The 24,872-nt window shown below is 68.2% G+C and carries 24 protein-coding genes; 13 read left to right on the top strand and 11 right to left on the bottom strand.

The window, feature by feature from the left end:
- From B9Y70_RS03195 to B9Y70_RS03185, 3 genes are all read right to left on the bottom strand, one after another.
- Positions 1 to 558, bottom strand: a complete 558-nt coding sequence (locus B9Y70_RS03195) for a CD20-like domain-containing protein (protein ID WP_085548773.1) — start codon at positions 556 to 558, stop codon at positions 1 to 3.
- A 126-nt stretch (positions 559 to 684) separates the two neighbouring features.
- Positions 685 to 2,403 carry a DEAD/DEAH box helicase gene (locus B9Y70_RS03190; RefSeq protein WP_085548772.1) on the bottom strand — a complete coding sequence of 573 codons (1,719 nt, stop codon included), beginning with the start codon at positions 2,401 to 2,403 and terminating at the stop codon, positions 685 to 687.
- On the bottom strand, positions 2,400 to 2,639 hold the full coding sequence (locus tag B9Y70_RS03185; protein ID WP_085548839.1) for a DUF3039 domain-containing protein: 240 nt from the start codon (positions 2,637 to 2,639) through the stop codon (positions 2,400 to 2,402). Before B9Y70_RS03185 ends, B9Y70_RS03190 begins: the two co-directional genes overlap by 4 nt.
- 57 nt (positions 2,640 to 2,696) lie before the next feature.
- Here B9Y70_RS03185 and B9Y70_RS03180 point away from each other — a divergent pair, with 57 nt between their 5' ends.
- From B9Y70_RS03180 to galE, 6 genes are all read left to right on the top strand, one after another.
- Positions 2,697 to 3,173 (top strand): DUF3099 domain-containing protein, encoded by a 477-nt coding sequence (locus tag B9Y70_RS03180; RefSeq protein WP_085548771.1) that lies wholly within the window; start codon positions 2,697 to 2,699, stop codon positions 3,171 to 3,173.
- The gene (locus B9Y70_RS03175) at positions 3,170 to 4,675 is read left to right on the top strand and encodes a DUF7782 domain-containing protein (protein WP_085548770.1); all 1,506 of its coding nucleotides are present in this window, start codon (positions 3,170 to 3,172) and stop codon (positions 4,673 to 4,675) included. The genes B9Y70_RS03180 and B9Y70_RS03175 overlap by 4 nt, the downstream gene beginning before the upstream one ends.
- Positions 4,672 to 5,094 (top strand): D-aminoacyl-tRNA deacylase, encoded by a 423-nt coding sequence (gene dtd, locus B9Y70_RS03170; protein ID WP_085548769.1) that lies wholly within the window; start codon positions 4,672 to 4,674, stop codon positions 5,092 to 5,094. The genes B9Y70_RS03175 and dtd overlap by 4 nt, the downstream gene beginning before the upstream one ends.
- Before the next feature lie 73 nt (positions 5,095 to 5,167).
- Positions 5,168 to 6,154 (top strand): sigma-70 family RNA polymerase sigma factor, encoded by a 987-nt coding sequence (locus B9Y70_RS03165; protein WP_085548768.1) that lies wholly within the window; start codon positions 5,168 to 5,170, stop codon positions 6,152 to 6,154.
- Positions 6,155 to 6,266: 112 nt separating this feature from the next.
- Complete coding sequence (locus B9Y70_RS03160) at positions 6,267 to 6,947, top strand: metal-dependent transcriptional regulator (protein ID WP_085548838.1); 681 nt, start codon at positions 6,267 to 6,269, stop codon at positions 6,945 to 6,947.
- Complete coding sequence (gene galE / locus B9Y70_RS03155; RefSeq protein WP_085548767.1) at positions 6,947 to 7,933, top strand: UDP-glucose 4-epimerase GalE; 987 nt, start codon at positions 6,947 to 6,949, stop codon at positions 7,931 to 7,933. The genes B9Y70_RS03160 and galE overlap by 1 nt, the downstream gene beginning before the upstream one ends.
- On the opposite strand, the gene B9Y70_RS03150 is transcribed toward galE, so the two are convergent.
- Entirely contained in the window at positions 7,930 to 9,000 is a 1,071-nt protein-coding gene (locus tag B9Y70_RS03150; protein ID WP_085548766.1) for a DUF4192 domain-containing protein, read from the bottom strand. The genes galE and B9Y70_RS03150 overlap by 4 nt on opposite strands.
- 231 nt (positions 9,001 to 9,231) lie before the next feature.
- Here B9Y70_RS03150 and B9Y70_RS03145 point away from each other — a divergent pair, with 231 nt between their 5' ends.
- Together B9Y70_RS03145 and B9Y70_RS03140 are read left to right on the top strand one after the other, a co-directional pair.
- Positions 9,232 to 10,242, top strand: coding sequence for a PAC2 family protein (locus B9Y70_RS03145; protein WP_085548837.1), 1,011 nt, complete (start codon positions 9,232 to 9,234; stop codon positions 10,240 to 10,242).
- A 125-nt stretch (positions 10,243 to 10,367) separates the two neighbouring features.
- Positions 10,368 to 12,899: a DEAD/DEAH box helicase gene (locus B9Y70_RS03140; RefSeq protein WP_085548836.1), complete on the top strand. Its 2,532-nt coding sequence runs from the start codon at positions 10,368 to 10,370 to the stop codon at positions 12,897 to 12,899.
- 211 nt (positions 12,900 to 13,110) lie between these two features.
- Here B9Y70_RS03140 and sucD read toward each other — a convergent pair whose 3' ends face one another.
- Positions 13,111 to 13,995, bottom strand: a complete 885-nt coding sequence (gene sucD / locus B9Y70_RS03135) for a succinate--CoA ligase subunit alpha (RefSeq protein WP_085548765.1) — start codon at positions 13,993 to 13,995, stop codon at positions 13,111 to 13,113.
- Positions 13,996 to 14,009: 14 nt separating this feature from the next.
- Positions 14,010 to 15,173 carry an ADP-forming succinate--CoA ligase subunit beta gene (gene sucC, locus B9Y70_RS03130; RefSeq protein WP_085548764.1) on the bottom strand — a complete coding sequence of 388 codons (1,164 nt, stop codon included), beginning with the start codon at positions 15,171 to 15,173 and terminating at the stop codon, positions 14,010 to 14,012.
- 58 nt (positions 15,174 to 15,231) lie between these two features.
- Here sucC and B9Y70_RS03125 point away from each other — a divergent pair, with 58 nt between their 5' ends.
- Positions 15,232 to 15,612 carry a DUF5655 domain-containing protein gene (locus tag B9Y70_RS03125; RefSeq protein ID WP_085548763.1) on the top strand — a complete coding sequence of 127 codons (381 nt, stop codon included), beginning with the start codon at positions 15,232 to 15,234 and terminating at the stop codon, positions 15,610 to 15,612.
- On the opposite strand, the gene B9Y70_RS13005 is transcribed toward B9Y70_RS03125, so the two are convergent.
- Positions 15,566 to 15,952, bottom strand: a complete 387-nt coding sequence (locus B9Y70_RS13005) for a hypothetical protein (protein WP_240309106.1) — start codon at positions 15,950 to 15,952, stop codon at positions 15,566 to 15,568. The two genes, B9Y70_RS03125 and B9Y70_RS13005, sit on opposite strands and share 47 nt — an antisense overlap.
- A gap of 8 nt (positions 15,953 to 15,960) precedes the next feature.
- The gene (locus tag B9Y70_RS13000; RefSeq protein ID WP_240309105.1) at positions 15,961 to 16,212 is read right to left on the bottom strand and encodes a hypothetical protein; all 252 of its coding nucleotides are present in this window, start codon (positions 16,210 to 16,212) and stop codon (positions 15,961 to 15,963) included.
- Positions 16,213 to 16,361: 149 nt separating this feature from the next.
- Between B9Y70_RS13000 and B9Y70_RS03115 the strand changes: the two genes are divergently transcribed.
- Entirely contained in the window at positions 16,362 to 16,928 is a 567-nt protein-coding gene (locus tag B9Y70_RS03115; protein WP_085548762.1) for a PepSY domain-containing protein, read from the top strand.
- A 161-nt stretch (positions 16,929 to 17,089) separates the two neighbouring features.
- Positions 17,090 to 17,671, top strand: a complete 582-nt coding sequence (locus tag B9Y70_RS03110; RefSeq protein WP_085548761.1) for a PepSY domain-containing protein — start codon at positions 17,090 to 17,092, stop codon at positions 17,669 to 17,671.
- Between the two features lie 71 nt (positions 17,672 to 17,742).
- Here B9Y70_RS03110 and ahpD read toward each other — a convergent pair whose 3' ends face one another.
- Both ahpD and B9Y70_RS03100 read right to left on the bottom strand, forming a co-directional pair.
- Positions 17,743 to 18,267 (bottom strand): alkylhydroperoxidase, AhpD family, encoded by a 525-nt coding sequence (ahpD, locus tag B9Y70_RS03105; RefSeq protein WP_085548760.1) that lies wholly within the window; start codon positions 18,265 to 18,267, stop codon positions 17,743 to 17,745.
- A complete protein-coding gene (locus B9Y70_RS03100) occupies positions 18,267 to 18,863 on the bottom strand; it encodes a peroxiredoxin (protein ID WP_085548759.1) in 597 nt (198 codons plus the stop codon). The genes ahpD and B9Y70_RS03100 overlap by 1 nt, the downstream gene beginning before the upstream one ends.
- A gap of 150 nt (positions 18,864 to 19,013) precedes the next feature.
- Here B9Y70_RS03100 and B9Y70_RS03095 point away from each other — a divergent pair, with 150 nt between their 5' ends.
- The gene (locus tag B9Y70_RS03095) at positions 19,014 to 19,952 is read left to right on the top strand and encodes a hydrogen peroxide-inducible genes activator (protein ID WP_085548758.1); all 939 of its coding nucleotides are present in this window, start codon (positions 19,014 to 19,016) and stop codon (positions 19,950 to 19,952) included.
- Between the two features lie 11 nt (positions 19,953 to 19,963).
- On the opposite strand, the gene B9Y70_RS03090 is transcribed toward B9Y70_RS03095, so the two are convergent.
- On the bottom strand, positions 19,964 to 20,932 hold the full coding sequence (locus B9Y70_RS03090; protein WP_085548757.1) for a DUF2189 domain-containing protein: 969 nt from the start codon (positions 20,930 to 20,932) through the stop codon (positions 19,964 to 19,966).
- 51 nt (positions 20,933 to 20,983) lie between these two features.
- On the opposite strand from B9Y70_RS03090, the gene hrpA reads away from it, so the two are divergent.
- Entirely contained in the window at positions 20,984 to 24,871 is a 3,888-nt protein-coding gene (hrpA, locus tag B9Y70_RS03085) for an ATP-dependent RNA helicase HrpA (RefSeq protein ID WP_085548756.1), read from the top strand.
- The last annotated feature ends 1 nt before the right edge of the window (position 24,872 follow it).

Here is a 24,872-nt window from a genome sequence, read left to right as displayed (position 1 = left end):
CTAACTGTCCAGCCAGGTGTTGAACGAGTTCTCGATGCAGGTCTGCTGCTGGGCGGGGTCGGAGATCTCGAAGCACTCCATCATGCCGGTCTCATTGATGATGAAACCGGCGAACACCCAGAACAGGATCGAGATGACGATGGCGATGAGCGAGAGAATGAGGCCCGCCACCGACATACCCATGCGGCGGCCCGGGCCCGGGATGCGGCGGGCCCGGACGATCGCCACGATGGCGATGATGAGGCCGATGAGCCCGGGGATGAAGGCGAAACCGGAGAACAGGATGCTCACGCCGCCGATGAGGGCGACGATGCCGACACCGAGGGCCCACGGGGCGACGCGGTTCTTCTCCTCCTCCATCGCCCAGGTGGAACCGCCGGGGCCGACGCCGTAGCCGGCCCCGCCGTAACCGGCACCGTAGTCCGGCTGCGGGGTGGTCCCGCCGCCGTACCCGGCCTCCGGGGTGTTGTCACCGCCGGAGGGGTACCGGTAGGCGTCGTAGTTCGGTTGCCCGCCGGTGGGCCGGTTCGGGTCGTTCTGGTCGAAGGGGTTGCTCATCGCGGGCACCTTTCAGAGAGATACGTTTTGTCCCCTCAGGGTAACCGCCCGAGTGGTGAGTTTTCCTGTCTGAATCCGTAGAATCGGGCAAATTCCGGGCAGAATCAGGGTATTCCCTGACTCCTCTCACCACTGCCGCAGATAGGCGATGCGGTCGCGGAGCTGTTCCTCCGTGCACAGGGCGGTGGGCGGGCCGCCGCAGGCGTTGCGGGCCTCGGTGTGGATCGCCCCGTGCGGGCGCCCGGTGCGCCCGGCAGTGATGGAGACGATCGCGTTGAGCTCCTTGCGCAGCTGCGGCAGCACGTCGCTGGCGACGCGCTCGGCGGCGGCCTTGTTGCCCTCCGACTGGCGGGCCTGCTCGTTGGCGGCGGCGACGGCGTCGCGGGCGTCGAGCTGCTCCTCCTGGCGCTTACGCAGGAGGGCCTTCATCTGCTCGGCGTCGAGCAGCCCGGGGAGGCCGAGGTAGTCGGCCTCCTCGTCGGAACCGGTGAAGGTGGCGGTGCCGTAGGTGGAACCGTCGTAGATGAGGGAGTCGAGCTCGGCGTCGGCGCCGAGGGATTCGTAGGACTTCTCCTCGTCCTTCTCGTTCTGCTCGCGGTTGGCCTCGGCGAGCGCCTCGTCGTCCCAGCCCTCCTGGGGGCGGTCGGGTTTGCCGAGGACGTGGTCGCGGGAGGTCTCCAGCTTCTCCGCCAGGCCGAGCAGGACGGGCACGGAGGGCAGGAACACCGACGCGGTCTCACCGGGCATGCGCGACCGCACGAAACGGCCGATGGCCTGGGCGAAGAACAGCGGTGTCGACGCCGAGGTGGCGTACACGCCGACGGCCAGGCGCGGGACGTCGACACCCTCGGACACCATGCGGACGGCGACCATCCACTCGTCGGTGCTGTTGGAGAACTCCTCGATGCGGGCGGAGGAGCCGGGCTCGTCGGAGAGGATGACGGCCACCGGCGTGGAGGACAGGTTCCGGAGGATCGCGGCGTACGCGCGCGCCGTCGTCGTGTCCGTGGCGATGACGAGGCCACCGGCGTCGGGCATGTTCTTGCGCAGCTGCAGCAGGCGGGTGTGCGCCGCCTGCAGCACCGCCGGGATCCAGTCGCCCTTCGGGTCGAGCGCCGTCTTCCAGGCACGGGCCGTCTGCTCCGCGTTGAGCGGCTCGCCGAGGCGGGCGGCGTACTCCTCACCCGCGGAGGTGCGCCAACGGGCCTCACCCGAGTAGGCGAGGAACACGACGGGGCGGACGACGCCGTCGGCCAGCGCATCGGCGTAGCCGTAGGTGTGGTCGGAGCGGGACACCAGGTGTCCCTCCCCGTCCTCCTCGTAGCGGACGAAGGGGATGGCCGAATCGTCGGAACGGAACGGCGTACCGGTGAGCGCGAGGCGGTGCTCGGCGTCGGCGTAGGCCTCGCGGATGCCGTCGCCCCAGCTCTTGGCGTCACCGCCGTGGTGGATCTCGTCGAGGATCACCAGGGAGCGCTTCGCCGTGCACACCGCGTAGTGCTTGAAGGGGTGCATCGCCACCTGCGCGTAGGTGACCACGACGCCGTCGTAGGACGGGTTGACCGCGGAGGCGTTGGTGAAATGCGGGTCCAGCGCCAGGCCGACGCGGGCCGCGGCCTGGGACCACTGGATCTTCAGGTGCTCGGTGGGCACCACGACGATGACGCGGTCCACGGCGCGCGACGACTTGAGCTCGGTGGCCACGCGCAGTGCGAACGTGGTTTTACCGGCGCCCGGCGTCGCGACCGCCAGGAAATCCTTCGGTTTGTGGAGCAGGAACTTCGTCAGTGCCGACCGCTGCCAGGCGCGGAGCTGCCCCTTGCTTCCCTGTCCTCCCCCACTCACTTGCGACGCAGGCCCTTGTAGATCCGTTCGCAGTCGGGGCACACCGGCGAGCCCGGCTTGGCCTGCTTGGTCACCGGGAAGGTCTCACCGCACAGGGCGACGACCATGTTGCCGCTCACGGCGGACTCGACGATCTGGTTCTTCTTGACGTAGTGGAAGAACTTCGGGGTGCCGTCGTCGAGGTCGGTGTCTTCCCTGATGTCTGGGCGTTCGATGGTCTTCGTACTGGTCTTCACGCGAACCATCATGCCCCACATCTGACCTGATTGGCACACAGGGCTACCCTGAGCAGTATGGATCAGGACACCTTCGGCTCTGTGGAGGACCCGGGAGAGGAATCCTCCTCCCGGGCGGCGCGGCGCTTCCGCCTGCGCCGTCGCCGCGCGGAGCTGATCACCACCGCGCAGCGCTCCCCCGCCGAGAATCTGCGCCACCGCGAGCGGGTGTACACGTGGCTGCAGGCCTCCCGCCTGCCGGCGCTGCTCATCAGCGCCGGCAGTTATCTGTGGCTGGGTGACTGGATCTTCTCGGGCATCCTCTTCCTCATCTCCGTGCCGTTGCCGTGGATCGCGGTGGTCATCGCGAACGGCAAGGGTGAGGTCCGGGACAAGCGCACCCGCAACACCTACAAGCCGCAGGTCGCCCGCGAGTACTACGCCGCCGTGGAGGCCGAGCGCCGCGCGCAGCTGGAGTCCCCCGCCCGTCCGGAGCTGGAGACGGGGCAGTCCGACATCATCGACCATGACGACACCGAGGAGAATCCGACGTGAGCCTCGCCGCCCTCGCCCCCGAGCTGACCGCCCTCTTCGCCGACGCCGGGTTCACGGCCGACGGCATCGCCGCCCACCTGGGCCCGGACGCCACTGAGGCCCTCCACCGCGGTGAGCCGGCCGCCGTGCGTTACGCCGCCGCGGATGATTCGACCCTGTCGCGTCTCATCCGGGTCTTCGTGCTGCGCGACGCGGTCCCCGCCACCGAGCTCGCCGAGCTGCTCGGGGCCACCCTGGCGACGAAGCTCATCGACGCCCGCGCCGTCACCGTCGACCGTTCCGGCACCGTCCGCCTCGTCCTGGACATCCGCCCGCACGTCATCGTCGGTGAGAACCGGTGGGTGTTCTCGGACGCGGACGCCTCCATGACCGAGCACGTCCCCGGCCCGGACCACGTCCTCGGCGTCGGCGCGGCCAGTCTCTCCCTCCTGCAGTCCACGCCGGTCACCCCGGTGGACACGGTCCTCGACCTGGGCACCGGCTCCGGCGTGCAGGCTCTGGGCCAGCTGGGCACCGCCGAGCAGGTGACGGCCACGGACATCCATCCGCGGGCCCTCGAGCTGGCGGCCGCCACCTTCGCCGGGGCGGGCGCACAGGTGGAGCTGCTGCAGGGTGCCTGGTTCGAACCGGTCGCCGGTCGCCGTTTCGACCGCATCGTGGCCAACCCGCCGTTCGTCGTCGGCCTGCCGGAGGTGGGCCACGTCTACCGCGACTCCGGCCTCAACCTCGACGGGGCCTCCGAGCTCGTCGTCTCCCGCGCCCCGGAGCACCTCGCGCCGGGTGGTACCGCGCATCTGCTCGCCGCGTGGGTGCACACCCACGAGCAGTCCTGGGCGGCGCGGGTGGCGTCGTGGCTGCCCAAGCGGGGTGTGGCGGCATGGATCATCGAGCGCGACGTCGCCGACCCCGCGCACTACGTCGGCACGTGGCTGCGTGACGAGTCCATCGACCCCCGCTCCCCCGCGGCCGCCGCCCGCACCGAGGCGTGGCTGCGCCACTTCGACGAGCACGGCGTCACCGGCATCGGTTTCGGTTTCGTGGCCATCCGCGACATCGGCGACGAGCCGTCGGACATCATGGCCGAGCCCATGCCGCAGGCCTTCACCGATCCCCTCGGCCCGGAGATCGAGGAGTACTTCGACCGCATCGGCTGGCTGCGGGAGCGCACCGCCACCGAGCTTGCCGACGCCACATACCTCGCCCGCCCCGGCCTGGCCCGGGAGGACATCTCCCAGGCCGACACGGACGCCGGCGTGGGCTTCGCCCCCGCCGCCCTCCGACTGACCCGTACGGACGGACCACGGTGGAGGCACGACGTCGACAAGCATCTCGCGGCGATCGTCGCCGGCCTGCACCCGCACGGGCTCTCGCTGCGGGAGACGGTCGGGCTCTACGCCCTGGCCAACGACCTCGAGGAGGAGGCCCTGTTGGATTCCGCTGTGCCCGCCGTCGTCGACCTGGTCCGCCACGGACTCGTGCTGCCGGCGGAGGTGATCCTGTGAAGGCCGTCCTCACCCGGGTGAGCTCCGCGTCCGTCGCGGTCGACGGCGAGGTCGTCGGCGAGATCGGTCCCGGCCTGCTGGCGCTCGTCGGCGTCGGCCGGGAGGACGCGCCCGACGCCTGGGAGACGATGGTGCGCAAGATCGCCGAACTGCGCATCCTCGACGGCGAGCGCGGCGTCGAGGAGGCCGGTCAGTCGGTGCTGCTCGTCAGCCAGTTCACCCTCCACGGCCGCACCGCCAAGGGCCGCCGCCCCAGCTGGTCGGACGCCGCACCCGGGGAAGTCGCCGAACCGGTCATCGGGAGGATCGCCGCCGGGCTGCGCGCGCGGGGCATCCACGTCGAGGAGGGCGTGTTCGGGGCGATGATGCAGGTCGCCTCCGTCAACGAGGGCCCCTTCACGGTGCTGGTCGAATGCTGATTCACCGCCCGGGAACAAAACCGGGCGCCCGCGCGTTGAGCGGATAGTACCCGCGAACTTAGGAGGCCTCCCGATGACCAACCCTTCCCTGCAGGATCCTGACGTAGAGACCACCGACCGTGGAAGCCGCCGCGGCCAGACCAACGACAACCCGTCCGCGGACCTGGTCCGCGTCTATCTCAACGGTATCGGCCGTACGGCTCTGCTCAACGCGGAGGAAGAGGTGGAACTCGCCCAGCGGATCGAGGTCGGCCTGTACGCCGCCCACCTGCTGGAGACGGACAAGAACCTCACCCGCGCCATGAAGCGCGACCTCAAGGTGCTGGCGAAGGACGGCAACAAGGCCCGCGCCCACCTGCTGGAGGCCAACCTCCGCCTCGTGGTGTCGCTGGCCAAGCGTTACACCGGCCGCGGCATGCCGCTGCTGGACCTCATCCAGGAGGGCAACCTCGGTCTCATCCGCGCGATGGAGAAGTTCGACTACGCCAAGGGCTTCAAGTTCTCCACCTACGCCACCTGGTGGATCCGCCAGGCGATCACCCGCGGCATGGCCGACCAGTCCCGCACCATCCGCCTCCCCGTCCACCTCGTGGAGCAGGTGAACAAGCTCTCCCGCATCAAGCGTGAGATGTACCAGCACCTGGGCCGTGAGGCGACGAACGAGGAGCTGGCCGAGGAGTCCGGCATCGAGGAGTCCCGCATCGAGATGCTGCTGCGCCAGTCCCGTGACCCGGTGTCGCTGGACATGCCGGTCGGCGCTGACGAGGAGGCCCCGCTGGGTGACTTCATCGAGGACGCCGAGGCGACCGACGCGGAGTCCGCCGTCGTGGCCACCATGCGCCACTCGGACATCCGTTCCGTCCTGGGCACCCTGGAGGAGCGCGAGCAGGACGTCATCCGCCTGCGCTACGGCCTCGACGACGGTGTGCCGCGCACCCTCGACCAGATCGGCCGCCGCTTCGGTCTCTCCCGCGAGCGTGTCCGCCAGATCGAGCGTGAGGTCATGAGCAAGCTGCGCGACGGCCACCGGGCCGCCCGCCTGCGCGAGTACGCTCTCTAGACAATTTCTCCCACCACCACCGAGCCGCCTTCCCGACCCCCGGGAAGGCGGCCGTTTGTGGGGTAGGCTTCTACCCATTGTCGGACATGTAATGCAGAAAGGCGTTGTGGCCGTGAAAGACCTGGTCGATACCACTGAGATGTATCTGCGGACCATCTATGAGCTCGAGGAAGAGGGCATCACCCCCCTGCGTGCCCGCATCGCCGAACGCCTCGAGCAGTCCGGCCCGACCGTCAGCCAGACGGTCGCCCGCATGGAGCGCGACAACCTCGTCGTCGTCCGCCCCGACCGTTCCCTGGAGATGACCCCCGAGGGCCGCGAGCTGGCCACCGCCGTCATGCGCAAGCACCGCCTCGCCGAGCGGCTGCTCACCGACATCCTGGGCCTCGACATCCACCAGGTCCACGATGAGGCCTGCCGTTGGGAACACGTCATGAGTGAGGCCGTCGAGGAGCGGGTTGTCGCCGTCCTCGAGGACGCCTCCCGCTCCCCCTTCGGCAACCCGATCCCGGGCCTCGCCGACCTCGGGGTCGTCGCCCCGGTCACCGTCGACCACGGCATCCGCGCCGTCGACCTGCCGGAGGGCACGCCCACCGAGGCCCGCATCGTGCAGATCAACGAGATCCTCCAGGTCGATCCGGAGCAGTTCGCCCTGCTGGTCGACGCCGGGATCACCGTCGGCTCCACCGTCACCGTCACCCACGAGGGCGGCACGGTCCGACTGTCCTGCGGTGCCGCCGAGGTGACGATCCACCCTGACCTGGCCCACGCCGTCCGGGTGGAGATCGTCTGATGAAGCTGTTGGTCACCGGCGGTGCCGGTTACGTCGGTTCCGTCTGCGCGCAGGTCCTGCTCGAGGCCGGCCACGAGGTGGTCGTCGTCGACAACTTCACCACGGGCAACCGGGCCGCCGTCCCTGCCGACGCCCGCCTCGTCGAGGGTGACGTCCGCGACGTCGCCGCCGAGGTGCTCGCCGAGGGCGGTTTCGACGGGGTCATCCACTTCGCCGCCCGCTCCCTGGTGGGTGAGTCGATGGAGAAGCCCGAGGAGTACTGGCAGCACAACGTGGTCACCTCGCTGGCGCTGCTCGACGCCATGCGCGCGAACGGCGTGACCAACCTGGTGTTCTCGTCCACGGCCGCCACCTACGGCGAGCCCGAGGTGGTGCCCATCACCGAGGACATGCCGACCTCCCCGACCAACCCCTACGGGGCGTCGAAGCTGGCGATCGACTACATCATCACCTCCTACGCGCAGGCCCACGGCCTCGGTGCGACGAGCCTGCGCTACTTCAACGTGGCGGGTGCCTACGGGCAGATCGGTGAGAACCGCGAGATTGAGACCCATCTCATCCCCCTCGTGCTGCAGGTGGCCCTCGGCCACCGGGACAGGATCTTCATGTTCGGCGACGACTGGCCCACGCCGGACGGCACCCCGGTGCGCGACTACATCCACATCCGGGACCTCGCCGACGCGCACGTCCTCGCCCTGGAGACGAATGAGCCGGGCACCCACCGGATCTACAACCTCGGCTCCGGCGACGGCTACTCCGTCCGGCAGGTCATCGAGATGTGCCGACAGGTCACCGGCCATCCCATCCCCGCCGAGGTCGCACCCCGGCGCGCCGGCGACCCGGCCACGCTCATCGCGTCCTCGGCGAAGATCCAGGAGGAGCTGGGCTGGAACCCGACGCGCACGGACCTGGAGACCATCGTCACCGACGCCTGGGCCTTCACCAGCCGGCTCGGCGACGCGTCCTGGTCCGCGAAGAAGCGCTAGCCGGCCCACCCCCACTTTCGTGGGGGATCCTCCACCCCGTGCTGGGCGCGGACGATCCGTGATCCCTCGCGCACCGAGGCGAGCATAAACTCGAACTTCCCGCACTGCGCCGGGGCGATGAGCAGCCGCGAGAGCATGTGGGTGGGGTCCTCCTCGAGGGCGGCCAGGAGTGCGTGGGTGGTGCGCATCGTCAGCTGCAGCCGCACCATGCACAGGGCGTGGATGCACAGCGCGTTGTGCCGGATGACGCCGGTGAACGTGCGGGCCACGGCCAGCATGAGCTGCCCGCCCGTCTCCGGCGCGCGGAGCACGTCCTCGATGATGAGGTCGCGCAGTTCCAGCGTGCCCAGCAGGGTTGCGGTGGTGAGCAGCACATCCTCCTCGGCGAGGAGGTCGTCGAGGGGGACGTCCCGCGCTTCGTCGATGAGCAGCCGCAGGTCGGCGGCCAGCGCCGGGTAGTCCATCGGGGACAGGTCGCGCGCCCGCCCGAGGGCGAAGGACGTGAGCTGCTCACACCCGTCCGCGTCGTGGTGCGGGGTGCCGTGCCGGAAGTGCTCCTGCGCCTCCTCCCGGGTGAGGTCCGGCAGTGTCCCCTGCGCCAGCAGCGGCTCCATCGCGCGGGCGCCGGACACCGGGGCGACGACGTCGCGCGACCACGCCGGGTCGAGGTCCGCTAGCAGCCGGGGTGAGCCGTAGCCGATGGTGACGGGTTCACCGGTGAGGATCTCCCCCACCACCCACGCGAGGTCCAGGTCGAGCATGCCGATGTGGGACATGTGCACGAGGGCGTCGATGATCTCGTTGATCTCCTCCTCCGGGCGGGTGGTGACGAGGAACCCGAACACCATGTCCGGGTCGATGTCCTCCACCACCTGCGCCAGCTCGGGGAGCATCCGCAGGTCGTCGAGGTCGATGCGCAGGACGGGGCCGAGGGAGTAGCAGTCGGTGGGCGAGGTGGATGTGAAGGTGACGAGGACGAGGGAGTCGTGCGGGTAGAAGCCGAGGATGCCCGGCAGGTTGGCGGCGATCTGTCCTGGAGTGGTCAACGCGGAGGTGGCTGTCGTCATGCCTCTCACCCTGCCCCGGATCGGGGCGGGAGGGAGGGGCGTCGATAAGCATCGGGCCCGGATCTGTGGATAACCGGACGTTGTCCACAGGCGCGCCGGGCCCCGGGTGGCGGTTCATTGACCGACAGGGCAAGATGGTGCGGCTACACTGGACCCTCATTGGAATAACACCCGCGTGAGGTGCGTTGAAAGCGGATGTATGCCGCATGAAGCCGAAGGAGGATAATGGGTATGCAGGACAACGAGCGCCGGATGTACGAGCTCGAGTACCCGGCCCCGGAGGTGGGAGCCGGGACGCCGGAGGGTCCGACCCTGATCGTCGCCCTCCAGGGCTACGCCGATGCCGGCCACGCCGTCGAGTCGAGCGCCGACCATCTGCTCGCCGCGCTGGACTCCCGTCCGGTGGCGTCGTTCAACAATGACGAGCTGATCGACTACCGCTCGCGCCGCCCCGCCGTGACCATGGACAACCACCAGATCACCGGCATGGAGAACCTCGACCTCGGGATTCGTGTGCTGCGCGACACCGAGGGCCGTTCCTTCCTGCTGCTGTCCGGACCTGAACCGGATCTGCGCTGGGAGGCGTTCACGGAGGCCGTCGCGGACCTGGTGGAGAAGTTCGGCGTGCAGAAGACCATCTGCCTCTACGCCGCCCCCATGGCCGTGCCGCACACCCGCCCGCTGGTGGTGTCCGCGCACAGCAACACCCCGCAGCTGGTCAACTCCATGTTCACCTATGACTCGAAGGTGATCCTGCCGGGGTCGGCGTCGATGATGATCGAACGCGCGCTGCACAAGCGCGACCTCCACGTCGCGGGTTTCACCGCGCACGTGCCGCACTACCTGGCGGCGTCACCGTACCCGGCCGCCACCCACGAGCTTCTCGACGCCGTGGCACGCGCCGCCGAGCTCTCCCTCCCGCTGCGCGCCCTCGAGCATGACATGACGCGCGTGACCCAGCAGCTGTCCGAGCAGGTCGACGACAGCCACGAGATCCAGCAGGTCGTCGCCCACCTCGAGCGCCAGTACGACGAGGAGCTGGAGCGCTACCGCGCCTCCAACCCGAAGGCGATGCTGCCCGGGGAGCACGAGATGCCCTCCGGCGATGAGATCGGTGAGGAGTTCGAGCGTTTCCTCGCCGCCCTCGACGCCACCGAGGAGGACAACCGGACCGAGGAGGTCGGTGGCCCGGCGGAGCTGCCGGAGGCCGATCCCGGGGACGAGTTCCCCGACGACGAGTAAACGGTTGCAGATGCAGCGCCCCGGCGGCCCCCTGGTGGGGTCGGCGGGGCGTTGTCGTGCGTGTACCTGTCACCACGCCCCCAGGGGCCGTACGGCTAGGGTGAATAGGTGTGAACCTCGCCCAGATGCTGCCTGACCTGTCCGACGTCCCGGAGTCCCTCCTCGACGAGTCCATCTTCGACAGTTTCCTCAGTTGGGTCCGCGGGCGCGGGATCGAGCTGTACCCGGCGCAGGAGGAGGCGGCACTGGGCATCCTTGCCGGCGACAACGTCATCCTGGCGACACCGACCGGGTCGGGTAAGTCGATGGTGGCCAACGCGGCGCACTTCATCGCCATGGCCCGCGGGCAGCGCTCCTTCTACACCGCCCCCATCAAGGCGCTGGTGAGCGAGAAGTTCTTCGCGCTGTGCGAGATCTTCGGCCCCGAGAACGTCGGCATGATGACCGGCGACGCCACCGTCAACGGAAAGGCCCCCATCATCGCGGCGACGGCGGAGATCGTCGCCAACATCGCGCTTCGCGACGGCGCGGACGCTCGCATCGACCAGGTCGTCATGGACGAGTTCCACTACTACTCCGACCCGGAGCGCGGCTGGGCGTGGCAGGTGCCGCTGCTGGAACTGCCACAGGCGCAGTTCCTCCTCATGTCCGCCACCCTCGGCGACACCACCTTCCTGCAGGAGGACCTCACCTCCCGCACCGGCCGCACCACCTCCCTGGTCGCCGGCTCGACCCGCCCGGTGCCACTGGATTTCTCGTACGTCTACACCCCGGTCCACGAGACGATCGAGAACCTGCTGGAGGACGGCAAAGCGCCGATCTACGTAGTGCACTTCTCCCAGCGGGAGGCCACCGAACGCGCCCAGGCGCTCACCAGCCTGAAGATCATCGACGACGAGACCAAGGAGAGGATCGTCGCCGAGATCGGCAACTTCCGCTTCACCACCACCTACGGCAAGACCCTGTCGCGGCTGCTGCGTCGCGGCATCGGCGTCCACCACGCGGGCATGCTGCCGAAGTACCGCCGCCTCGTCGAGCGCCTCTCCCAGACCGGCCTGCTCAAGGTCATCTGCGGCACCGACACCCTCGGCGTCGGCATCAACGTGCCCATCCGCACGGTGCTCATGACCGGGCTGGCGAAGTTCGACGGCACCCGCCAGCGCATCCTCAAGTCGCGTGAGTTCCACCAGATCGCCGGCCGCGCCGGGCGTGCCGGCTACGACACGGAGGGCACCGTCGTCGTCGAGGCCCCGGAGCACGAGATCGAGAACTGGCGCCTGCGTCAGCGCGCCGGCTCCGACCCGAAGAAGCTGAAGAAGCTGCGCCTGAAGTCCGTCCGCGACGGCGAGGTCACCTGGTCGGAGAAGACCTACGAGCGCCTCACCGTCGCCGAGCCGGAGCCGATGAGCTCGCAGTTCCGCATGACCAACTCGATGCTGCTCAACGTCATCGCCCGCCCCGGCAACGGCTACGAGCACCTCAAGCACCTGCTGCGCACCAACCACGACACCCGCGCGAAGCAGAACCGCGACATCCTCCACACCCTGGAACTGTTCAAGGGCCTCATCAACGCGGGCATCGTGGTCAAGGCCGAGAACGGTACCGACGACGAGGGCCGCCCCTACCACCTCACCCAGGAGCTGCAGCGCGACTTCGCCCTCAACCAGCCGCTCTCCCCCTTCGCTCTGGCGGCACTCACGCTGCTCGACAGCGAATCCGACTCCTACACCGTCGACGTCATCTCCACCTTCGAGGCCATTCTCGACGACCCCCGCCCCCTCCTCCAGGCCCAGCAGAAGCAGGCCCGCGGTGAGGAGATCGCCGCCCTCAAGGCCGAGGGCGTGGACTACACCGAGCGCATGGCGATCGTCGAGGACATCACCTGGCCGCAGCCCCTCGCCGAGGAACTCGAGGACGCCTACGAGACCTTCACCGCCGGTGCCCCCTGGGCCCGCGAGTTCGAACTCTCGCCGAAGTCCGTCGTGCGCGACATGATCGAGCACGCGATGACGTTCTCCGACCTCATCGCCACCTACGGCCTGGCCCGCTCCGAGGGCGTCGTCCTACGCTATCTCACCGACGCCTGGCGCACCCTCCGCCAGTCAGTCCCCCTGGAGTCGCTCAACGACGAGCTCGAGGACGTCATCGAGTGGCTCGGCGAGCTCATCCGCCAGGTCGACTCCTCCCTCATCGACGAATGGGCCCAGATGGGCGACGAGGACACACCGATCTCGAAGGAGGATCTGGAGCGCGAGCTCGCCTTCGGCCTCGAGGATCCGACGGCGCTCACCGCCAACAAACGTGCCTTCACCATCATGGTCCGCAACCTCATGTGGCGCCTGGTGGAGCTGTTCGCCTGGGAGAAGGAGGACAAACTCGCCGACCTTCTCGACTACCTCGAGCGCGACGAGAAGCCCGACTGGGGTGCCGAACTCGACGCCTACTTCGACGAGTACGCCGACCTCGACACCGGCCAGGACGCCCGCTCCGGTGAGTACTTCACCCTGTCCCAGGACGGCCGCGAGTGGACCGCCCGCCAGATCATCAAGGACCCCGAGGGCGACAACTCCTTCCAGCTCGTCGCCGTCATCGACCTCGACGCCTCCGACGCGGAGGGCGAGGTGCGCCTGAAGTCGCTGGAGATGGTGCGGCGTTAGGTGGCAGCGAGGGTGGTGTACAGGCTCACCCCGATCATGCTGAACCAGGCGGAGGATCCGACGGGGCGTCGCAGCTTTATCGGCCCCCACGAATCAGCTAAAGCACGCCTCGGGCCCCCTGCCCCCGGCCACTCCGGGCAGCTCATCGCGGGGCACGCCCGAGTCGATCACCAACGGATGATGCCGCCACGGTGCGGGCGGGTTTCGTCTCCTAGGCGTGGATCCCCTCCACGATCCCCCGCATGGTCTGCGCGGTCTCAGTGGGGGTCGTGCCGACGCGCACGCCGACGGCCTCGAGTGCCTCTTTCTTCGCCTGCGCGGTGCCGACGGAACCGGTGACGATCGCCCCCGCATGCCCCATGGTCTTCCCCTCCGGGGCGGTGAAGCCGGCGACGTACCCGACGACGGGTTTCGACACGTTCTCGGCGATGAACTCGGCGGCGCGTTCCTCGGCGTCACCGCCGATCTCACCGATCATGACGATGGCCTGCGTGTCGTCGTCTCCCTCGAAGAGGGTGAGGGCGTCGATGAAGTCGGTGCCGATGAGCGGGTCGCCGCCGATGCCGATCGCGGTGGAGATGCCGACGTCGGAGAGCTCGTTCATCATCTGGTACGTCAGCGTGCCCGACTTGGAGATGAGCCCCACCGGGCCGGAGCCGGTGATCGTCGCCGGGATGATGCCGGCCAGGGACGTCTCCGGGGTGATGAGGCCGGGGCAGTTCGGGCCGATGATCCGCGAGGTGTCCCCCGCGCGGGCCAGCATCTCGGCGGTGTCCTGGACAGGCACGCCCTCGGTGATGACGACGATGAGCGGCATCTGCGCGTCGATCGCCTCGATCACCGCATCCTTGACGTACGGCGCCGGGACGAAGACGACGGAGACGTTCGCGTCGGTGGCCGCGCGGGCGTCGGCGACGGTGGCGAACACCGGGAGGTCCTCGCCACCCAGGGCCACCGTCTCCCCCGCCTTCTTCGGGTTGGTGCCGCCGACCACGCGGGCGCCGGCCGCGAGCATGCGCTCGGTGTGCAGGCGACCTTCCCGTCCGGTGATGCCCTGGACAATGATGCGGGAGTCGGCGTCGAGAAGCACTGCCATGTCAGATCCTTTCGCTATGCGACGCTCGGCGTCATCGCGGCCAGTTCGGTCACCTTGTCCCCGGCCTCTTCCATGTCCGCGACGACGGTGACCAGCGGGTGGTCGAAGTCCTCGAGGATGGCGCGGCCCTCGTCGACGCTGTTGCCGTCGAGACGCACGACGATCGGGCGGGAGGCGTCGTCGAGCCTGGTGAGGGCCTCGACGATACCGGTGGCGACAGCATCACAGGAGGTGATGCCGCCGAAAACGTTGACGAACACGCTGCGGACATCGTCGTCCGACAGCACGATCTCCAGCGCCGCGGTCATCGTCTCCGGGGACGCGCCGCCACCGATGTCGAGGAAGTTCGCGGGCTTCTGCCCGCCGTGCTTCTCGCCCGCGCCGGACACGACGTCGAGGGTCGACATGACCAGCCCGGCACCGTTGCCGATGATGCCCACGGAGCCGTCGAGGGTGACGTACTTGAGTCCGTGCTCGCGGGCGCGCTTCTCGACGGGGTCGAGGTGGCCCGCGGCGTCGGCGAGCTCGGCGCGGTTGTCATGACGGAAGGCGGCGTTGTCGTCGAGGGTGATCTTGCCGTCGAGGGCGATGACCCGCCCGTCGACGGTGAGAACCAGCGGATTCACCTCGACGAGGGTGGCGTCCTCGGCGCGGTAGACGTCGAGAAGCTGGTGGAGGACGGGGATCACCGCCGGGCGGACGTCCTCCGGCAGCGCGGCGACCAACGCCTCCGCATCGAGCTCCCCGAGGGGATCGACCTCGACGCGGGTGATGGCGTCGGGGCGCTCCTCGGCCAGCTTCTCGATATCGACGCCACCCTCCACCGAGAACATCGCCAGAAAGGTGCGGGCCGCACGGTCGAGCAGGATGGAGAAGTAGTACTCCTCCTCGATGTCGACGCACTCGACGACCATGACCTTCTCGGCGCGGTGGCCGCGGATGTCCAGTCCGAGGATCGCGTCGGCGGCGGCGTGGGCGGCGTCGGGGGTCTCGGCGACGCGGATGCCCCCGGCCTTGCCGCGCCCGCCGATCTTGACCTGCGCCTTGACGACGACCGGGCCGCCTATCTGTTCGGCGGCCTCCCGGGCTTCCGCGGGCGAGGTAGCGACGGTGCCCTGGAGGACGGGCACTCCGTGCTCCTCGAAGATGTCACGGGCCTGGTACTCGAAGAGGTCCATGCGCCGAGTCTATAGATCATCACAAAGATGCGACGGAAACCGCGGCTAACCTGAGACTATGAACAACAGGGACGACGTGCTCGAGTATTTCGGGGCCCGAGACGCCGAGCTGGCTCTCTACGACGCTTTCGAGTCTGCGGTCCTCGAGCGGTGGCCCGACACCCGCATCACGGTGCACCGGACGCAGGTCAGCTTCTACAACCGTTACCTGTTCGCGGTGGCCTCCCTGCCCTACCGGCGGATGAACGGCTGGCCGGAGCACTGTCTGGTGATCACCTTCGGGGTCACGGACCAGCTGACCTCCCCGCGCATCGCCGTGGCGACGGAACCGTACCCTCGTCGTTGGACCCACCACGTGGTGGTCTCCCGCCCAGAGGAGATCGACGACGAACTCATGGGGTGGGTGGGTCAGGCATGGACGTTCTCGATGGAGAAGTGACCGCCCGGTCGACCGCCTGAGCCAGGTCCTCGAACGCCACCTTCTCCGTCTGTACCCGCGCGATGAGTGAGGACAACTGGATGGACCGCTGCGCGCCCAGCATCTCGGTGAGTCGCGCCGAGGAGGTGACGTGGAACTCCCACTGCCGGGTGTCGAGCGGGTTCGCCGTGCAGCGGTCCCGGGCCAGGAAGACGCAAAACACGTACACGTCAGCGGCGCGGGTACGCTCTACCGCCCATGTGTTCTCCGCGGCATTCCATCCCCGCGCCTCCCGGATGGAGAAGGTCGGGGCGGAGAAATCCACCTGCTGCCACGACTGCAGGTAGGCGGTGGACTTCACCTCCACCTTCAGCCCCGAGGTGGTGACCAGGTCGAAGGCATCCCATTCGACCCGGGTGTTCTCCCGACCACTCCCAGTGCGAGGCCGACGAGGTACTCCGCCAGGATGCCCCGCAGTGCGTTGTCGAGCGTGTGGGAATAGGCCCAGCTCCAGAAATCCTGCAGCGTCGCGACGCCGAGACCGTCGCCGCCGATCACCGGTTCACCGCCGGTCTTCCTCGTCGGCGGGAGGGGTGGTCCAGGTGTGGCGGGGCTGTCCATGGTCCACCATTCTAGAGACCAAAAAAATGAACAACATATAACAATCCGACAGTTTATTTTGGCAATCTCACGTGCACCTTTCGTTAAGCATGTACGGTGGGTCATACAACCGAATACTTATGCATCCGATTATCAACTGAGGAGTCACCATGACTAACCGACTGATCAAGACCATCGCCGTCGCCGCCACCGCAGGCCTGCTCGTCACCGCCTGCACCGACACCGGCGACGACACCGCCGCCGAGGATCCGGGCACGGTGACCACCACCACCCCGGCCGGCGAGGACCCGACGGAGACCACCGTCACCACTGCCGACACCGCCGACCAGGTGGAGGGCGAGGACCCGGTGTTCCGCGCGATCGACGCAGTCATGGCCGAGTACCCGGACGGCGTCATCGTCAGCATCGACCGCGAGGACGACGCCGACTCCTACGAGATGGATGTCGTCCAGGGTGAGGAGGTCGTCAACCTGCAGGTCGACTTCGACGGCACCCTGCGTGAGGATGACCGCGAGGGCGACGACGACGATGTCGCCAACGCCCAGGCCTCCACCGTCTCCGCCACCGACGCCATCAACGAGGCGCTCGAGCTGCACCCGGAGGGCCTGCTCGACGAGCTGGACCTCGAGGATGAGGACGGCGCCCTGCTGTGGAAGGTCTCGCTTGACGACGCCGACCGCAACGACCTGGCCGAGCTGGACGTCGCAGCCAACTAATCACGCTGCCCCATCGTGCGACCCCGCCACCGCCTTCCCGGTGACGGGGTCGCCCCCTGTCCGGGTCTGTTTCTGAAACCTTCCTCCCTCACGATTCATCTTCGTTTCATGTGTGCTTCCTAGGGTGGAAATCAGTACCCCCGGAAACCAAGGAGAGAACCATGAAGATCCGCACGACCCTCGCCCTCGCCGGCATCGCCGCGCTGACCCTCGGCGCCTGCACCGACACGGGCACCACGGAGACCACCGTCACCGAGACGACCACCGCCGAGGCCGCCCCCACAACGGCGACCACGGCGACCACGGCAACCACAGCGGCGGCCGAGACCACCGAGACCACCCAGGATCCCACCCCCGTCACAGGCGAGGATCCGGTCTTCGCCGCCATCGACGCGGTGCTTGCCGACCACCCGGACGGCATCGTCACCGACATCGACCGCGAGGACGGGCGCGTCGTCTACGACATCGACGTGGTGGTGGGCGACCAGGTCATCGAGCTCGAGGTCGACGCCGACGGCAACGTCCGCGAGGACGAACGCGAGAGCGATGACGACGACGTCGCCGATGCCCGCGCAGCGACGGTCACCGCCGCCGACGCCATCCGCCAGGCCCTCGACCAGATCCCGGACGGCGTACTCGACGAGGCCGAACTCGACGAGGATGACGGGGCGCTCAGGTGGGAGATCGAACTGGACGACGCCGACGGCAACGACCTGGCCGAGATCACCATCCCCGCCAACTGACCCCGGGAACGACGAATGCCCCGCACCAGACGGTGCGGGGCATCGACGTGGGTCGTCGATAAGCAAAGAGCTTAGCGAGCGGCCTCGATCTGGACGGTCTGAGCGACTGCCTGGATGACAGCGGCGACCTTGACGGCCTCCCAGACCTGCTCCTTGGTCAGACCCTCCTCACGGACGGTCTTGTCGTGGGCGACGACGCAGTTCTCACAGCCGTTGATGGTGGAGACGGCGAGGGACCACAGCTCGAAATCGGCCTTCTCGACGCCCGGCTTGGAGATGATGTTCATGCGCAGGCCGAACTTGACGTTGGTGTAGTCCTCACCGAGGAAGTGCTTCGCACGGTAGGCAACGTTGTTCATGGCCATGACGGTGGCGGAACCGAGAGCAGCCTCGAAAGCCTCGTCGGACAGGTGCTCCTTGGCCTCCTCGGAGACCTCGGCGAACACGGTGTCGTTGCGGGTGGCGGCGGCGGAGGCGAGGAGGGTGCCCCACAGCTGCTGCTCGTTCAGCTCGGTGGACCGGGTCAGGGAGCCCAGGTTGAGCTTCTGATCCTTCGCGTACTCGGGAAGCGCGCTGCGCAGGTTATCGATCGACATTACTTGAGGGACTCCTGAACGACATCCATCTTGTTGATGTTCTTGGTCGGGTCGTTGGCCTCCCAGTTGCAGGCGCAGACCTCCTCGGACTGCAGAGCGTCGAGGACGCGCAGGACCTCGTCGACGTTGCGGCCGACCGCGTCCGGGGTGACGGAGACGAACTGGATGATGCCGTCCGGGTCGATGATGAAGGTGGCGCGGTCGGCGACACCGTCAGCGTTCTCGACGCCGAGGGCACGGATGAGCTCGTGCTTGATGTCGGAGAACATCGGGAACGGGACGTCCTTCAGCTCCTCGTGGGTCGCACGCCAGTTGAAGTGGGAGAACTCGTTGTCGACGGAGCCGCCGAGGATCTGGGTGTCGCGGTCCTGGAACTCCTCGTCGAGCTTGCCGAAAGCGGCGATCTCGGTCGGGCAGACGAAGGTGAAGTCCTTCGGGTAGAAGAAGACGACCTTCCACTTGCCCGGGTAGGTGTTCAGGGACACGGTCTCGAAGTAGTCCTCCGGCTGCTGGGCGTTGGCCTCAGCCAGGTTGCCGCCCTTGAGGGCCAGCAGCTCGAACTCCGGGAACTTCTCTCCAACGGTCATGATTGCCATGCGAATATCTCCTCAGAAAAAGTGGGGGATGTGACGGCCGTCACGGAAAGGTCTTACTAATTCGCCTTTCCGAAGCCGGTACCCATTATGCCCCCGATTCCCCGATCCGTCAATAGCCAATTCCGATACCCGCATTGTAAAGTGATAGGCATGAACAATAAGGAGTACCGTCCCACCCTCTCTCAGCTGCGCACCTTCGTCACCATCGCCGAGAACAAGCACTTCGGCACCGCCGCAGCCAAGCTCAGCATCTCCCAGCCCTCGCTCTCCCAGGCGCTGGTCGCACTCGAGCAGGGACTGGGCATCCAGCTCATCGAGCGCTCCACCCGCCGCGTCATCGTCACCCCCGCCGGCGAGGAACTCCTCCCCTACGCCAAGGCCACCCTCGACGCCGCCGAGGCCTTCCTCACCCACTCCCGCGGCGCCCACGGCACCCTCATCGGTCCGCTGACCATCGGCATCATCCCCACCATCGCGCCGTACATCCTGCCGTCGCTACTCACCTCCGCGATCGAGCAGTACCCGGAACTCGAGCCCCGCATCGTCGAGGACCAGACCCGCCACCTCGTCCAGATGCTCCGCGACGGGCAGATCGACCTCGCCATCATGGCCCTGCCCTCCGAGACCACCGGTGCCACCGAGATCCCCCTCTACGAGGAGGACTTCGCCGTCGTCGTCCCCGAGGGCCACGAACTCGCCGGCCGCACCGATCTCGGCCTCGCCGACCTCGACTCCCTCGATCTACTGCTTCTCGACGACGGCCACTGCCTCCACGACCAGATCATCGACCTGTGCCGCAAGGCGGACCTCAACCCCACCGATGCCACCAACTCCGTCACCCGCGCCTCCTCGCTGACGACGATCATGCAGCTCGTCGCCGCCGGCCTCGGCGCCACCCTGGTCCCGGTCTCCGCCGTGGAGACCGAATGCCACCGCCCGGGCCTGGCCATCGCCACCTTCAAGGACGACGTCACCGCCTCCCGCCAGATCGGCCTGGTGTTCCGCAACTCCAGCTCGCGGGCGGAGGAGTTCGCAGCCCTCGGCGACATGGTCACCGAGTCCTTCCGCGGTTCCCTCCAGACGGCCTGACCCGGCCCGGCCTACGGCCGCGGGGCCGGCAGCGGACCCTGCGCCGCCTGCCGGTACAGGTGGGCCTGCGCCAGCAGCAGCGCCGGACCGATGACGATCATCGCCAGGCCGAACGTCACCATCGCCAGCACCATCGCCGCCACACCGGAGACGAAGGTGAACAGCAGCAGCGGCAGGTAGTTGCGGGCACCCGCGCGGAGACCCGCGCCGAAGGCACCGCCGAAACCGGCCCGACGGTCCACCGCGAACCACACCATGAACATGGTCAGCGGAGCGACGAGCAGCGCCAGGAACAGCACGATCATCAGCCCGGCGAACAGACGCGACAGGGTCGCCAGCGCCTCGTCCTGGGTGGCCATCTGCATGTTCGCGATCTCATTGCCGCCCATGAGGATCGGCCCGATCACCAGCGACAGGATGATGCCGGAGATCACCTGGATGACCACGAACACCCCGAACGCCGGCCAGAAGTTGACGTTGCCGGTGAAGTCACCGAACCCCATCTTCTCCTTGTCCACCTGCCGCAACGCCCCGTGGTAGATGAAGATCGACAGCACCCCGAAGATGAGCCCCATCACCGCCTGCGCGGCCTGGTAACCGAACCCCGCCTGGTACGCGAGATCCGCCGAGGGACCGCCGAAGGCGACGTCCATGCCGATCGACAGGGCGAACACGGCGACACCCAGCGCGAGCGCACCGAGGATCCACACCTGCCAGTTCCGGAAGGTCTGGCCGAACGCCCAGCTCACGGCCTCCATCGGGCGGACCTTCCCGTCACCGGTCGGCTGCCCGCCGCCGTGGGGCGCGGACTCCCGGTACCCGGCGTAACCCTGGTAGGGCTGGTAGGGCTGCTCACCGTAGCCGGGGGCGTCCTCCGGGTGCGGGGTCGACGGGTACGAGGGGTAGGACGGGTACTGATTGTCCGGCCGGTTCTCGGGGTGGTCGAACCGGTCGTCGTGCGGGTCATTCGGGGTCGTCATGTGCACCACAGTAGGCCACGCCCCCGGAGACGGTAGGATTCAACGTCAGCCATGACTACCCGTGAAGATCTTTACGCCCGCCTCCAGGACGTCTCGCTTGCCGACGAGCGCTCCTTCCGCCGCCGCCTCCACAAGGCCCGCGCGCCGCAGGCGCTCGCCGCGATTGCGGCGGACCTCGACCGCGCCGTCGAGAAGCAGCAGCTCATCGACGCCGGCATCCCCGAGATCACCTACCCCGAGACCCTGCCCGTGTCCGCGCGGCGCGAGGACATCGCGGAGGCGATCGAGAACAACCAGGTCGTCATCATCGCCGGTGAGACCGGCTCCGGCAAGACCACCCAGATCCCGAAGATCTGCCTCGACCTGGGGCGTGGCCGCCGCGGGCTCATCGGTCACACGCAGCCGCGCCGCCTGGCGGCCCGCACCGTCGCCGAGCGCATCGCCGAGGAGCTGGGGCAGGACATCGGCGAGACCGTCGGCTACGCCATCCGTTTCGACGACCGCGTCTCCCCCACCTCCGCCGTCAAGCTCATGACCGACGGCATCCTGTTGGCGGAGATGCAACGCGACCGCTTCCTCAACGCCTACGACACCCTCATCATCGACGAGGCCCACGAGCGTTCCCTCAACATCGACTTCATCCTCGGCTACCTGCGCCGCCTGCTGCCGAAGCGACCGGACCTCAAGGTGATCATCACCTCCGCCACGATTGACCCGGAGTCCTTCGCCCACCACTTCGCCGACGCCGACGGCAAACCAGCCCCCATCATCGAGGTCTCCGGCCGCACCTTCCCCGTGGAGATCCGCTACCGGCCCATGGAGTTCGAACGCGACGGCAAGGTCATCGACCAGGATCCGCTCGACGCCCTCTGCGAGGCGTGCGAGGAGCTCATGCTCGAGGGCCCCGGCGACATCCTCTGTTTCTTCCCCGGTGAGCGCGACATCCGCGACGCCATGGAGGCGATCGAGGGACGGAAGTGGAAGGGCGTGGAGGTCACCCCGCTCTTCGGTCGCCTGTCCAACCAGGAGCAGCACCGAGTGTTCCAGCCGCACTCCGGCCGGCGCATCGTCCTGTCGACGAACATCGCCGAGACCTCGCTGACGGTGCCCGGCATCCGGTACGTGGTGGACACCGGCACCGCCCGCATCTCGCGGTACTCCACGCGCAACAAGGTACAGCGCCTGCCCATCGAACCGATCTCGCAGGCCTCGGCCAACCAGCGCTCCGGTCGCTGCGGCCGTGTCGCCGACGGCATCGCCATCCGCCTGTACTCGCAGGAGGACTTCGACTCCCGCCCCGAGTTCACCGACCCCGAGATCCTGCGCACCAACCTGGCCAGCGTCATCCTGCAGATGGCCCTCATGCGGCTGGGTGACATCGCCGAGTTCCCCTTCGTCCAGCCGCCGGAGAACCGCGCCATCCGCGACGGCCTGCTTCTGCTGCACGAACTCGGGGCCCTCACCGACGAGGAACGCGACGGCCAGCCCGTCCTCACCCAGACCGGCCGGGACATCGCCCGCATCCCCGTCGACCCCCGCATGGCACGGATGCTCGTCGAGGCCAACCGCCTCGGCGAGCTCGACGCCGTCATCGTCATCGTCGCTTCCATGACCATCCAGGACGTGCGCGAACGCCCCCTCGAGCAGCAGGCCCAGGCCGACCAGAAGCACGCCCGCTTCAAGGACACCACCAGTGACTTTCTCAGTTCGCTGAAGCTGTGGGACTACATCAACCAGTCCCGCGACGACCTCTCCGGCAACGCGTTCCGCCGCCGCATGAAGTCCGAGTACCTCCACTACATGCGCATCCGCGAGTGGTACGACCTGGTCCGCCAGCTCCGCGAGGTCACCCGCCAGCTCGGCTGGTCCACCCGGGCCGAGGTTGCCGGGGACCGCGCCGCCGACGCCATCCACCAGTCGCTGCTGTCCGGTCTGCTCTCCCACATCGGTGCCCGCGACGGCAACACCCGTGAGTTCAAGGGTGCCCGCGGCACCCGCTTCATGATCTTCCCCGGATCCTCCCTGGCCAAGAAGCCGCCGGAGTTCCTCATGGCCGCCGAACTGGTGGAGACGTCCCGCCTGTGGGCCCGCGACGTCGCCAAGATCGAGCCCGCCTGGGTGGAGAAGCTCGCCGGCCCGCTGCTCAAGCACCAGCACTCCGCGCCGTCCTGGTCCCGGAAGCGGGCCTCGGGCATCGCGCACCAGAAGTCGACCCTCTACGGTGTCACGATCGTCGCCGACCGGATCGTGCCCTATCACCGCGTCGACGCTGAGGCCGCGCGTGACATGTTCATCCGGCACGCCCTCATCGAAGGTGACTGGACGACGCACCACACGTTCTTCCACTCCAACGTGGAGAAGCTCGAGACCGCCGCCGAAATCGAGGAAAAGGCCCGCCGCCGTGGCCTCGTCATCGACGAGGAGGCACTGTTCGACTTCTACGACTCCCGCCTGCCCGAGAGCATCACCACCGGTCGTCACTTCGACTCCTGGTGGAAGAAGGAGCGGCAGAAGAACCCCGGTCTGCTCGACTTCGACCCGGAGTCCCTGCTCGGCGACGAGGCCGAGTCCATTACCGAGGAGGCCTTCCCCGACCGCTGGCGCAAGGGCAGCATCGTCTACGACCTCGAGTACCGCTTCGAGCCCGGCCACCCGCAGGACGGCGTCACCATCCTCGTTCCCGTGCCGCTTCTGGCCGGTATGGACCGCGAGGGCTTCGACTGGCTCGTCCCGGGTCTGCGCGAGGAACTGCTCACCGAGCTCATCCGCACCCTGCCGAAGGACAAGCGCCGCACCGTCGTGCCCGCCCCCGACGTGGCCGCCCGCGCGCTGCACAGGCTCGTCCCCTACCAGGGGTCCCTCGTCGAGCAGTTCACCCAGGTCCTGCACTCCCTCGGTGGTCGCCACATCTCGGTCGAGGACTTCCGCCCCGCCGCGCTGCCCCCGCACCTGAAGATGACCTTCGGTGCGGTGGACAAGCGCGGCAAGGTCATCGACGCCGACAAGGACCTCGGTGCGCTCATCCAGCGCCAGGCCGGCTCGATCAAGTCGTCGGTGAGCAAGGTGTCCCGCTCCTCGGAGGCGAAGGCCGTGCCGAAGTGGACCGCCGACACCCTCGGCACCGTTGCCGAGGAGGTGAGCACCGTCGTCGACGGCCACGAGGTGACCGCCTACCCGGCGCTCGTCGCGACGAAGGACGGCGTGGAGATCCGCGTCCACCCGACGAAGGCCGCCGCCGATGCCTCGATGATGACGGCCACACTCACGCTGCTCCTGCGGGAGATCTCTGTCAACGCCGGTCAGATGACGAAGGGGCTGCCCCTCCAGCAGCGGGTCGCCGTCGACCACTACCCGCACGGCGGGGCCGCCGGGCTCGTGGAGGACGCCCGCGTGGCGGCCATCCGTGACCTCATGCTCGCCCACGGCGGACCGGTCCGGTCGCCGGAGGAGTTCGAGGAACTGCGGAAGAAGGTCGCGCCGGAGGTGCCGGGAGCGGTGCGCCGCACCGTGGTGTCCCTGGCCCCGGCGCTCATCGAGTACCAGTCCGTCGCAGACGAACTCAGCTCCTGGAGCGGAGAGGCCATCGACGACATGAAGGCGCAGCTGGAGTTCCTGCTGCCCCGCAACGCCGTCACCCTGCACGGGGCAACGCAGCTGCGTCACCTGCCGCGCTACCTGCAGGCGATGCGCATCCGCCTGGAGGAGATGGCGCAGGACCCGGACAAGGACGCCGACCGGCAGGACGAGGTCGAGGAGGCTCAGTCCTACCTGCAGATGCGTCTGGCCAAGCTGCCCGCCGGGCGGGAGAAAACCCGGGAGGTCAGGGACATCCGCTGGATGATCGAGGAACTGCGCGTCAGCCTCTTCGCGCAGCGACTGGGTACGGCCCGCCCGATCTCGCTGCGCCGGATCCAGAAGGCCGTCGACAAACTGCGGTGAC

The organism is Corynebacterium pollutisoli, from assembly GCF_900177745.1.
GTDB lineage: Bacteria > Actinomycetota > Actinomycetes > Mycobacteriales > Mycobacteriaceae > Corynebacterium > Corynebacterium pollutisoli.
Note: the sequence above shows the minus strand (reverse complement) of the source record. Positions and strands in the feature narration are given on the sequence as shown.